At 50.3% G+C, this 11,993-nt stretch carries 12 protein-coding genes; 8 read left to right on the top strand and 4 right to left on the bottom strand.

Annotation, left to right across the window (positions count from 1 at the left end; genetic code table 11):
* Positions 1-343: 343 nt before the first annotated feature.
* From EDC14_RS24345 to EDC14_RS24315, 7 genes are all read left to right on the top strand, one after another.
* The gene (locus EDC14_RS24345) at positions 344-1,033 is read left to right on the top strand and encodes a response regulator transcription factor (RefSeq protein WP_132017368.1); all 690 of its coding nucleotides are present in this window, start codon (positions 344-346) and stop codon (positions 1,031-1,033) included.
* The gene (locus EDC14_RS24340; protein WP_132017362.1) at positions 1,020-2,474 is read left to right on the top strand and encodes a sensor histidine kinase; all 1,455 of its coding nucleotides are present in this window, start codon (positions 1,020-1,022) and stop codon (positions 2,472-2,474) included. The genes EDC14_RS24345 and EDC14_RS24340 overlap by 14 nt, the downstream gene beginning before the upstream one ends.
* Before the next feature lie 126 nt (positions 2,475-2,600).
* Entirely contained in the window at positions 2,601-3,896 is a 1,296-nt protein-coding gene (locus EDC14_RS24335) for a TolC family protein (protein WP_132017360.1), read from the top strand.
* A 132-nt stretch (positions 3,897-4,028) separates the two neighbouring features.
* Entirely contained in the window at positions 4,029-5,327 is a 1,299-nt protein-coding gene (locus EDC14_RS24330; RefSeq protein ID WP_132017358.1) for an efflux RND transporter periplasmic adaptor subunit, read from the top strand.
* Positions 5,328-5,333: 6 nt separating this feature from the next.
* Positions 5,334-6,044: an ABC transporter ATP-binding protein gene (locus EDC14_RS24325; protein WP_132017356.1), complete on the top strand. Its 711-nt coding sequence runs from the start codon at positions 5,334-5,336 to the stop codon at positions 6,042-6,044.
* Entirely contained in the window at positions 6,041-7,237 is a 1,197-nt protein-coding gene (locus tag EDC14_RS24320) for an ABC transporter permease (protein ID WP_165908289.1), read from the top strand. The genes EDC14_RS24325 and EDC14_RS24320 overlap by 4 nt, the downstream gene beginning before the upstream one ends.
* Positions 7,238-7,348: 111 nt before the next feature.
* Positions 7,349-7,537, top strand: coding sequence for a hypothetical protein (locus tag EDC14_RS24315; RefSeq protein ID WP_132017352.1), 189 nt, complete (start codon positions 7,349-7,351; stop codon positions 7,535-7,537).
* Positions 7,538-8,419: 882 nt separating this feature from the next.
* On the opposite strand, the gene EDC14_RS24305 is transcribed toward EDC14_RS24315, so the two are convergent.
* Positions 8,420-9,190, bottom strand: coding sequence for a hypothetical protein (locus EDC14_RS24305; RefSeq protein ID WP_132017348.1), 771 nt, complete (start codon positions 9,188-9,190; stop codon positions 8,420-8,422).
* A gap of 331 nt (positions 9,191-9,521) precedes the next feature.
* Between EDC14_RS24305 and EDC14_RS24300 the strand changes: the two genes are divergently transcribed.
* Positions 9,522-9,836 carry a hypothetical protein gene (locus tag EDC14_RS24300; protein ID WP_132017346.1) on the top strand — a complete coding sequence of 105 codons (315 nt, stop codon included), beginning with the start codon at positions 9,522-9,524 and terminating at the stop codon, positions 9,834-9,836.
* A gap of 82 nt (positions 9,837-9,918) precedes the next feature.
* On the opposite strand, the gene EDC14_RS24295 is transcribed toward EDC14_RS24300, so the two are convergent.
* The 3 genes from EDC14_RS24295 to EDC14_RS24285 all read right to left on the bottom strand — a co-directional run bounded on the left by EDC14_RS24295 (position 9,919) and on the right by EDC14_RS24285 (position 11,984).
* On the bottom strand, positions 9,919-10,578 hold the full coding sequence (locus EDC14_RS24295; RefSeq protein ID WP_132017344.1) for a hypothetical protein: 660 nt from the start codon (positions 10,576-10,578) through the stop codon (positions 9,919-9,921).
* Positions 10,579-10,722: 144 nt separating this feature from the next.
* Positions 10,723-11,241 carry a hypothetical protein gene (locus EDC14_RS24290; RefSeq protein ID WP_132017342.1) on the bottom strand — a complete coding sequence of 173 codons (519 nt, stop codon included), beginning with the start codon at positions 11,239-11,241 and terminating at the stop codon, positions 10,723-10,725.
* A gap of 233 nt (positions 11,242-11,474) precedes the next feature.
* Positions 11,475-11,984, bottom strand: coding sequence for a superoxide dismutase family protein (locus tag EDC14_RS24285; RefSeq protein WP_132017366.1), 510 nt, complete (start codon positions 11,982-11,984; stop codon positions 11,475-11,477).
* Positions 11,985-11,993 lie beyond the last annotated feature (9 nt).

The following is an 11,993-nucleotide window of genomic DNA, read 5'->3' as shown; positions in this document are numbered from 1 at the left end:
GTTCTTTTATCGCTGTTTTCCTTGGATCTATTATACCACAAATAGCTCTTAAACTTAGTATTATCAAGGCTTTTTTCTCTGTTCAGCGAACCCTAATTATGGATTCGTCTTTGAAACCGCAATTTTAACATATACGTAACAATGGACTCAAAAATGAGTCCATTATTTATCATATAGTGGGGTTATTGATGAAATGAAGTTAGTTATTATGAAAAGTGGTATCGAGCCGGATATCCCGAACTTTATGGACCCGAAATTCGTCCAATTAGAAGCGATGGATGATCCATGGTTTTCTGAAAAACAGCTAGGTCTCTCAATTTTGGCAACGCTGGGTGGATGGAAAATGAGTAGTATTTTAATTGTTGAGGATGAAAAGAATATTTCGGCTTTACTCCGTACCCATTTGGAAAGGGAAGGCCATCAATGTTTTCAGGCGTATGACGGCCTGGAGGCGATGGAGCAATTTCAGCGGACTCATCCGGATTTGATCGTCCTCGATCTGATGCTGCCCGGAAAAAACGGATTGGAAATATGCCGTGAAATCCGGTGCAGGTCCGATGTGTACATTTTGATGTTAACCGCCAAACAGGAAGAGGTTGACAAGCTGGTTGGGCTGGAGATGGGGGCGGACGATTATGTGACCAAACCCTTCTCCGTCCGGGAGTTACTGGCAAGGGTCAGGGTGTTGTTGCGTCGTCCCCACTTAACCCGGGAAGAGGAAAGAGTACCCTCAATCAGCGTGGGTGAGTTGGAGATTGATCCTGGCGCAATGGCGGTAAAGTTGAATGGCCGGTTGATTCCGCTTACTTCGCTAGAGTTTGACGTACTTTACTTCTTAATGAAGAACCGGGGATTATCTTTTAAAAGGGAACAGTTACTGGAACGTATCTGGGGCGAAGACAGTTATGTTTACGACCGCAGCATCGATCGGATCATCAGCCGCTTACGGCGTAAGATTGAGACCGATCCTGCCAATCCGCAGCGAATTGTGACAATTTGGGGAGTGGGGTATCGCTTTAATGAGAATTCCTGAGATCCGTTCCTATTTCCGGATGGTACTCATCTTTTTTGGTCTGTTATGGCTCTTTTTTATCTATCAGGGCGTCATTATTCACTTTGGCTTGGGAAAAACAATTTTACCCCGGGTTTTACAAGAAAAACAGGAGATGCTTCAGTACATCAAGGCCGACATCCGTTGGAAATTTGAGCATAATCCCGACTTTGACCTGCGAAGATATATTGCCAAAGAGAACCGGAATTTCCATCGAACCAGACTTGCGTTTGTTCCGTATGTGCACCGGGTCGACCTTGGCGGCGGTAACTACCGCTATCAGGTACGCCGCAACCATAAAATGATCTGGGTGGCGGCTGAAAAGATTGCGGTGGGTTCGCAAAGCGGATATCTAATCTTTTTTTCCAATGACTTGAACCGTATCGCAGGAATGTTTCGAATGCTTTCCACCTTCATGCTGATGGCGCTGGGGCCGGCCCTGATTTTTGGCTTTTTGATCTTTCGTTGGCTTTACCGGCGGTCGTCTACCTTATTGGAGGCGGTGGAGCGTCTGTCGCGGGGGCAATATCAAACTCGGGTTACTCTCAGAGGAAACGATGAATTCGCCAGTATCGGCAGGGCTCTGAATGAAATGGCGGCTTCCATTGAAAAATTCACCGGCGAGCTGCAGGCCATCGATCGCCAGCGCCGGCAGTTTATCGTGGATATATCGCATGAATTATCGACGCCGCTTACGTCCATCAAGGGATACTTGGAAACGCTGCAAATGACGGAACTGCAATTAACTGCCTCCGAACAGCAGTCGTATCTGCAAATTGCCTCGGAGGAGGCGGAGCGGTTATCCTCATTTGTAAAAGAGTTATTGGAGTTGGCCCGTTTTGACGCCGGAACTGTCAGCCTTGACCCGGATGCCATTGATTGCCGGCAATTCTTGGAGCAATTCAAAAGAAGGAACGATTTATCCTTGAAAGGGAAGCGGATCGAACTGGAATGCCGGACCGAGATCGGCCAATACATTTACGCCGACTACCGCCGTTTGGAACAGATTTTGCAAAATCTCTTCAATAACTCGCTGCAACATTCGGACGGTTTGCAAAAGATTATCATTGAATGCAGGGAAGCCGATGGTTGGAGCGTGATTCATTTTCGGGACGACGGTTCCGGGATTCCCCTCGAGGACCAGCCCCGAATCTTCGAGCGTTTCTACCGCGCTAAAAAACGTGGCGGTGAATCCGGGAATGGTCTGGGATTAGCCATCGTAAAGAAACTGGTTGAACTTCATGGGGGTAGCATTACTGTTGCGAACGGGGAGGACGCGGGGGTCAGTTTTACGTTGTTCTTTCCAACCTATCACCAACCGACCCGCAGAGGTCCTCCAGCGTCAAAAAGCCTATCAGCTGGAATAGCAGAATCGCCGGTTAAGGATGAGAGAACAAATGAAAAGAGGAAGCGCAGGGGATGAAATTTGCAGAGCAAACGACTTGAGTTGAAACGCTCATGGTGGATCATCGCGTGTTTTATCGGTTTACTCGGCTGGAGTCCAGCCTTTGGTGAAAGCCAAACTTTATCCCTCTCACAAGCGGTGGAAATGGCCTGTCAAGCCGATTATCAAGTGAAAACGGACCGCAACAGCTTGGAAAAGTCTAAACTGGCAGTCAAGAAAGCGGCATTGAATATCCTGCCGCAGGCCACCGTGGAAGGGCAATACCAATATCAAACAACCGACGATACTTATCCGAGCGCCTATCAGATCGTGGTTCAGCAGACGATTCCGACCACGTATAACCTGTATGGCCAGAAAATCGTCTCCAATATCGAAGCCGCGATGTGGGAGCAGGTTACGGCCGAGGCGACACTCCAAATCGATCAGGCCGAGGTCATCTATAATACGTATGAGTATTATTTTACGGTTTTAAAAGCCCAGCAAGTATTGAAACTGCATGAAGCGGCGCTGGCGAAATACAAAGAAGACCATGCCCTGGCAACGAAGCTACTGAGTCTGGGCAAGATCACCAAGCCAGATCAGCTCAAAACTCAAAACAGCTTGAACCAGGCTGAGTTCGATGTGGAAAAGGATCGCTCCGATTTGGACATCGCCAAGCAGAAACTCGCCAATCAGCTCGGGCTGAAAGACCTCTCCAATTATCAATTCGCAGAAGTAAATTTCAAAGAGGACCCGATCAATGAACAATTGGCCGCGTTGCAACAAAAAGCCCTGCAAAGACGGTTGGAGCTGCAGAAAAAAGAGATCGTTTTCAAGCAGGCTCAGCGGACCTGGGCGCAGACCAAGAATGAAGAGATGCCGGCCGTATCCGTAAGTTACAACGATCAGGATCAAACCCAAAGTTTTGGATTGAGTTATGATTTTTTGAGCGGCGATTTTAGCTGGTTGGCTGCTAAAAAGGACAATTCTTATCAGTCTCAGGCCAACATCGGCACTACCAATACGGATTATTATGGCTCCAAGAAAAGGTACTTCACTTTAAAGTTCAACTGGAGCCTCGATTTTGGCACTGCCGCCAATCAAACAAAGCAAGCGCAGTATACGCTGGACAATGCCAAATTGGACCTGGAGAGAGAACGCCAGAATATTTTGCTGGATGTTTCTCAGACGTTTTCCGAGTATCAACTGGCCGTCAAACAGCATGAATTGAATCAAAAGGCATTGCCGTATTACGATAAGGATCTGGAGATCAAAGAGGTTCAGCGGCAATTCGGTTCGATTACTTTCGCAGATCTTTCTGATGCGCGCCAGGACGCCTTGGACGCGCAGATAGCGGCCGTAAAATCTGGCTATGACCGGGTATTGGCCTTGCAGAAACTGAAAAAGGCCCTCGGCGATCTTTACTTGTTTGATCAAAAAGCCGATCAGAAAGCCAGATGAAATAAAGTGAGTACATTCCCCCTCCTATAACGTAGGAGAGAAATTCGGGCATGAGCGAGGAAATGACTGCAATTGTCTCTGGAAGTGTCTCAAAAAACATTTGCGCGCGGTATTGATTGGAGGAGAGCAAATTTGAAAAATTGGAAGCAGAAATGGATGATCCTGGGAGTTGCGATTCTGATCGCTTTCGCTGCCGTTTGGCTCGTCAAACAACAACGGCAGCAGGCGGCGCTGGCCGAACAGACCGATGCGTTCAATACCATTGAGGTACGGCGGATGGATCTCAGTGACCGGATTGACGCCACTGGAAATGTGGTTACCGAGAAAAACGCCGCGATTTATCCGCCCTATAGCGCAACGGTCAAAGAGATCCTGGTGAGACCGGGCGATTCGGTCCGAAAAGGGGATATTTTATTGATCCTGCAGTTAAAAGACGCGGATCTGATCAATTATTCCTCCAGTTGGAAATCCTCGTTAGAGCAGGCTCAGGAAAATTTGAAGGTCGCGCAGAAAGCTTTGGAGCGGCAACAGATTCTCTATAAAATCCAAGGCACGACTATCGACGATCTGGAAAACGCCCAGAGCAAAGTCTGGCAACACCAAACCGAGGTGGCTGAATATCGGCAAAAGTTGGATTCGTTGGATAAGAACGGGGTGGATAAGAATAACAATATTCTCATCCGGGCGCCATTTGACGCCGAAGTCTCCTGGATCAATGTGAAACTGGAAGAGACGGTGGCGAACACCGACGAGCTGTTGACTCTGGGCGGGGATAGAGCGATCCGGATCGAGGCTGCCGTGGACCAGGGCGACATCAACCAAGTGGCGATCGGTCTGCCGGCCGAGATCAGCGCCAATGACCAAAACCGCACGATTGTGCCGGGCGAGGTGATCTCATTCGGAAGCACTGGAACTGTCACTTCAAACGTGGTTACGTTCCCGGTGGTCATCAAACCGTTGTTGGGGAGCGGCAGTGATTCCTCCCTGACTCCGCCGGAGCGTGGCGTCGGCGAACGGCGCAAGCAGCGGGGAGCGATACGGAATGGGGATCGCGGCAATCCGCCGCCGAATAGTGTGATGAAACGATCCCGTGAAAACCTGAAGGGTCTTTTGAAGGCGGGAATGACAGTGGATGTGACGATTATGGTGAATGCTCATCCGAATGTCTTGGCCATTCCCGCGCGGGCGATAACCGGACAGAATGGCGACGGCGCCATCGTCAAAGTGTTGAAGCAGGGTAAATTCGTCTCCCGGAAGGTGCGGTTGGGATATAAAACCGCGGATCATGTAGAAATCCTATCCGGCTTGACCGAAGGAGAGCTGGTTGCCGTGCCCAAATTGCAGATTCCGGATCAGGGCAGAGATCCCGGGCCGACGATGATCCGCATGGGCGGCGGTGGTGGCGGTGGCATGCGCCGGATGGGCAGGTGAGGACGGATGCTGGAATTGGAGAATATCTGTAAAGTTTATCAGATGGGCGACACGGAGGTGCGGGCGCTGGACGGAGTCTCGCTCACCATCCGCGAAGGGGAGATGGTCTCCTTGATGGGACCGTCGGGTTCGGGAAAGTCGACGCTGATGAATATCATCGGTTGCCTGGACCAGCCGAGCTCCGGATCGTACCGGCTGGTCGGCCGGGAAGTCGCGGAATTGGGCGAATGGGACCAGGCCCGACTGCGCAACCAGGAGATCGGCTTTGTATTTCAGTCCTTTAATTTACTGCCGAATCTGACCGCCCTCCAAAATGTGGAACTGCCCTTGATCTATGCCGGGATGTCCACGGCGGAGCGGCATGGCCTCGCCCGTCAAGCCTTGACCAGGATCGGTTTGGAACACCGCATTCATCACAAACCGCGGGAGCTGTCCGGTGGCCAGCAACAGCGGGTGGCCATTGCCCGGGCGCTGGTCAACCAGCCGAAACTGTTGCTGGCCGACGAACCCACCGGGAATCTCGATTCCAAGGCCAGCGTGGAGATTCTGGCTATCTTTCAGGAACTGCACCGTAGAGGGATGACGATAGTGATGGTAACCCATGAGCCGGATATCGCCAACTACACCCAGAGGATCTTGCGCTTCCGCGACGGAAAGCTTGTGGCCGATGAATCAAATCACCAGATCATGATCGATCGGGAAGGATGGCCGGCATGAGAGTCACTGAAAATCTTACGATGGCCGTCAAAAACCTGGCCGCGAACAAAATCCGTTCCTTATTGACCATGCTGGGAGTGATCATCGGGGTGGCCGCGGTCATTGTCATGGTAGCCCTGGGCGAGGGCGCCAAGCAACAGATCACCCAGAATATCACGGCGATGGGATCCAATCTGGTGATGGTCTTCGCCGGAATGGGAAATAGCAGGGGCGGTTCCTTCGGCGGCGGTCAGCCACTGACCAATGACATATTGCCGGTTATTGCCGAAGCTTCTACGGATATCGCCGCCATCGCCCCGGAAGCCCGGCGCAGCGATGTGGTTGGCAATGGTTTTGTCAGCATGCAGACTTCAGTGATCGGATGCACCATCCCGTATTTTACGGTCCGTAACTATCAATTGGCCGGAGGGCGGGTCTTCGATGAATCTGAGCTGAATGCGCGGCGGCGGGTGGCAGTAATCGGCTCCTACGTGGCGCAGCAGCTTTATCCGGACTCCGATCCGCTGGGGCAGGATATCAAGGTTGGCACCGTCCGGTTTCAAATCATCGGCGTTCTGGCTGAAAAGGGGCAGAGCGGTTTCGGCAACAGCGACGATCTGATCCTGATTCCGCTGACAACCGCGCAGCAGCGAATCTTCGGCAATCAGAATATCAGTACTATCTATATTCAGGCCGAAAACGAAAAGCAAGTGGACAGCGTCTATAACCAGATTTATGCCGCCTTGTACTATAAATTCAAGGATGAGAGCAAATTTACAGTTCGCAATCAAGCGGAAATCCTGGCCACGGTCGAACAGACCACTCAAACCTTCACGATGCTGTTGGCCGGAATTGCCGCGGTTTCATTGCTGGTTGGCGGGATCGGGATCATGAATATCATGTTGGTCTCAGTCACCGAACGGATTAAAGAGATCGGGATCCGCAAGGCCATCGGCGCGCAAAAAGCGGAGATCCTGGGGCTCTTCCTGATCGAAGCGGTAGTGCTCAGCCTGATTGGCGGATTAATCGGAATAAGTCTTGGATGGGGGCTGGCGTTACTGGTCACCCAGATCACCGGTTGGGCGGCGGTCATCTCGCTCCAATCCATCTTGCTGTCATTCGGATTCTCGATCGTGGTCGGGCTTTTTTTTGGGGGTTACCCGGCGTATAAAGCGGCGGGGTTGCATCCTATCGAAGCATTGCGCCATGAATGACGGACCGGCCGCCCGCCGGAGCTGAAAGCTCGACTACAGTAGACCGCCGGTTCGAGGAACTCATTTTTTTCATAAAAAGGTTCATAATAGATGCCGAGGAGGTGGCTCTAAATGAACCAGTCAAAGCAGAACCAACCCAAAAACTTGGACCTGAAACAAGCGCAACGGACAAAAGCGCAATCCAACATGGAAAGCTCCGCGGAACTGGCCCGCACTTTATCCAAGCAGAAGCAGAAGGACGGCACCACTGAAAAACCAAAAGTTGATCCCGGAATCGATTATATGAAATGGTCCGATTAAGAAGCCCCACCGGGGCTTCTTTTACGATGCTTTTTTAATTTGAAGGGGCCGCCCCGCTGGGCTGCCCCTGATGAAAAATCCTTAGCCGCCTTGTTTTAAAGTAGCTCCCTTATCGACACGGATTTTAATGATATCACCCGGCCTGGCGTCATACGGTAAAAGACTGCGAGGAATTTTTACCAGATCTCCGTTATGTAAAAGAATAACTCCCGTATCCGCTTCAAATCCAACCAATTTAACCCGGATTATCAATGAAATCACCATACTTCAAACGTAGTTTATACCCCGGTGTGCTGAGCGTAATGGAATACACTGGACTGGTTGTATAAAATCTGCGGTTGGTTTGGTGTCGACCGTAATGGGGGCAAAAGTGTCTTAATGATGAAAAAATATAGATCGGCTACTGAACGAATATGCACAGTAACCGAGTAAGGATGCACAGTAACCGAGTAAGGATGCACAGCAACTGAGTAAGGATGCACAGCAACTGAGTAAGGATGCACAGTAACCGAGTAAGGATGCACAGCAACTGAGTAAGGATGCACAGCAACTGAGTAAGGATGCACAGCAACTGAGTAAGGATGCACAGCAACTGAGTAAGGATGCGCAGCAACTGAGTAAGGATGCACAGCAACTGAGTAAGGATGCACAGCAACTGAGTAAGGATGTTCCGGCGCTGTATCGATTCGTGCGGCAATTGGAGGAAAAAATGCTGAAATATGAGGATTTTCTAGGAGTTGCATCAGTTTATATTATGGAGTATCTGAAAAGATGTGCAGTGCTGTTGTAACTTTTTTCGATAAAAAAGAAAGAATGGCCGAAAAAACAGCATTTCACATTCAGACGGCGAGTGCGAAAAATAGAAGGAAAGACGCGCCGATGTCAAGGGGCCGTCGGAGTCGAGGACGGAGCGCTGCCCGGCGAGTATTTATCGATATTAAACAGTTTGAAACAGAGCCGATCCATCACCGGGGTCATGCCTTCGTACCAGGCGCTGTTGGCGGGTACATCCGGTATCTCCGGAAACGAATAATGGATGGCGTCGTGAAGAAACTCCAGTTTTTCCTGCTCGTTGCCGGGCTGATAGAAATAGGAGAGGGCAATTTTATGCTCTTCATTAATTCCCAAAACTAAGAAGCAGAGCCCTTTTAGCCAGAGGTAGCGGTTGATGGTGCTCTCGATTTGCAGAGGGTTATAAACCCGTTTGAAACTTTCTCCCACAAAAGAGCGGGTTTTCTCATAAACCGAGCGCGAACGCTCCAAGGTGTCCACGATCAATTGCGCCGGTGGTTTCGGTTTGGTCTTTTTCTTCATCTGGTGGTATTTTTCGACCATATAGGCTTGGATATGGGGGAAAACTTGGTTTTGGTTATACTTTTCAACCATTTGAGAGAGCAATTGTTTACGGATGACCCGTTTTTGTTCCAAGCTAACCTCATTCACAACCGGGGAGGAGACCGGATCCGGGTTGGTCACAGCCTGAATTGGAGAGATATGAATCGCCAAAAGCAATAACAAGCCGACCCACAAGCGCCGTAGAGTCATATTTCGGAGATCCTTTCGCAAAAAAATAAATTCATTATTCGTGGCATGGAAGCGGACTCGCAGGCGTTCTTCCATCGCTAAAAACGGCGAAGCATGGGGTGAAACCATGGAATTCCCTCTCCTCCACTTCTCGAAAAAGCCGGTCCGAAATACCTAATTTTAGCCAAATAACTAACAACATTTTACCTTTTTATAGTCAAAAAAGCAATTTTATCTGATCAAAAATTTAGCCTACTCGATGAAAAATTACGAACTCAGGTAATTTCGGAAAAACGCCGGGCGACGCAGGGAATCCGGGTTGAAAAGTCATGGCCCGTCGCGGACCAAGGCGGATCTGTCGAGCGGTACGATAACGGGGTAAGTTGAAAAACGATCGCTTTCCGCTGTTTAGATGCAGAAAAGGATGGGCAGAATTAGGATGAGGGGGCGTACAAAACGCATGAATAATTATCAGCCGACGGTCTTTGAAAACCGTTTTTTTGTGGAGTTGGAGGAAGAGGATATTCAGGAGCTGAACCGGGAGGAGGCGGCCAAGTTTGAGCAGAACCCGCAATTTCGGGCCGCCGCGGCCTCAGTAGAGGAACGGCTGGGTCCGGGCAGTTGGGATGAGCATTGGCTGACAGTGGACAATTCCGGAAGGCGAGTTTATGCCCGGATCTATTCCGGGGCGGGTCATGCCATTGCCTTGACTGCGGACGGCAAAATCGTTCGGGAAATGGATTATCCCGTCGAAGAGGTGGAAACTCAAGACTAACCCCGGATCGCCCGCACCGCTTAAGATCTCGGCCGCGGCCGGGAGTTCGTTCGGGCATGGAGTAACCGGCCTGTATTTCCTGTCACGAAACCCGGTTTGGCGCAGCGGCGAGATTCTTGGCGGGAGAGTATTTATTGATGTTAAAGATTTTGTAGCCCAGACGATCCATGACTTGGACCATGTTCTGAAACCAGATGCGGTTCGCCGGAACATCGGGAACTTCCGGAAAGGAATAGTGGATAATATCGCGGAGCAATTCCTTTTTCATTCCTTGATTCTCGGGCAGATAGAAATAGGATAGACCGATCTCGTGCTCTTGGTTGATGCCAAGGATCAAAAAGCAGAGTCCCTTGAGCCATAGATACTTTTCTACCGACCGTTCCACTGCGTCGGGATTAAAATCACGAAAGCTGTTTCGAACAAACGGTTTGGTTTTTTCGTAAACAACTTGGGTACGCTCAAAGGCCTCTCGAATAATCAGTTCCGGCTGGCGGGGCGAGCGTTGTTTCGCCAGTTGCTGAAACTTGATGATCATGTATTCATGAAGTTTGAGGAAAGTTTGGTTGCCCTCGTATTTGTTTAGAATCTCATTGAGAATCTTCCGCTGCATCGCCTGTTTATCCGCGAGCGAGAGTTCGTTGGAGAGCGGTTGTTGGGAGGATTCCGGAGCAGGGGCGGTTGTGGTGGTTACTGGAGTGACCAAGAACAGCAATAGGAACAGCAAATAACGGAAATGACGCATACCCATCCTCAATTCGTTTATTTTCGATCTTTTCTCATTGTAACACCGGAAAGCATTCGCTCAATTAACAAATTGTAACAAACCGATGACAAAATGGGCAATAATTCCTTTTTGGACCATCCTTCAATTGACACCCAAAATTGTTCATTTTGTGGAAAACGGCAGTTCCCGGTATTCGTCGATAACGGCGGCTAACCAAAGCAGGAATGCCTGGGTCTCCTGGTGCTTGATCAATAATTGCCCCACTTTTTGCACTGCCCGCACAAATTCCGGATGGAAGTCGGAACGCTGATATTCCCGGGCCAACGGACAGACGAACCGGGCCCGGGGATCAATGATCGTGGTCAATAATCCTTTGGCCGTCATATAAGGAGTTAGCGGGAAGATGCGGCAGGCCAGCGGGCGTTGCGAGCGTCGGCACTGGCTGTTGCAGGAGGCGAAATAGACGTTTTTGCCGGGGAGATATTGCAGGTCGGTTGGTTCAATGCGCAGAAAATCCGCGGCGAGAAGCAGCTCCGCTTCACCCGGGAACAGGTACATACCCAGATCTTCGTCATTTTCTTGGCAGCAAGCCCGGTTGCAGAGGCGGCCGCAATCGGTCCGCAACGGCGTTTGGGTATGGAGCTGGTGATAGGCATTTTTATAAAGTTCGATCAGGGTCATATACAGTGTATCCTCCATAAAACTGTTTTGGGAGGGGCATATAAAGACAGGCGGGTGTCGAAAAATCGTTTTGCCCGCCTGCTCCGAGGATTACGCGCCGAATACGGTATTGGCAACATGAAATGCCCGACATGAAGAAGCTTGCCTGGAATCTCCCTTAAAATATATACCAGAAAAATATCCTTTGGACAATCATTACGATGAAAATAAAGCGATCTTTTGAGGATTCAGGTTTATTGGGACGGGTAAGGCCGAATCACGCCGCATGCTAAGCGTTTTCCGGACGCCCCCGCCGGTTGACTGCGATAGTCATCGGGATTTTGATGAATGATGACGGAATGGCCGATGACTTCATCAACCCGGAAGCGGTCCGTGAAAAAGCCCATGAGGGCCCGGCCGTTGTTGGAAAAGAGCGCTGGGAAATCACCGGCGTGATTTCCATGAGGCTGCCGGGTTGGATTCCAGTGTTCGCCGGCGCCCTGAAAAGGATTGGTTGGGTCGCCGGGAGCGCACGAGTCGGTTTCATGAATGTGAAACCCATGAGGGCCGATGGGCGCCTGGTTCCCGCTGGCTGGCCGGTAAGGAGGGAGTCCGGAGACGTTTACTGAAACCCATGTCCCGCCCGGGACATCTTGAAATAAAACTAGACCGCGGATATCGGGTGCGAGGGGACCACCAGCGATTTCGGCAACCGCCATTGGATCGCCGGACGGCTGCCAGCCATTCCATTGCGGAAGCGGCATTCCGAATTG

The organism is Hydrogenispora ethanolica (assembly GCF_004340685.1).
Lineage (GTDB): Bacteria > Bacillota > UBA4882 > UBA8346 > UBA8346 > Hydrogenispora > Hydrogenispora ethanolica.
This window is presented reverse-complemented; position numbering and strand designations above follow the sequence as displayed.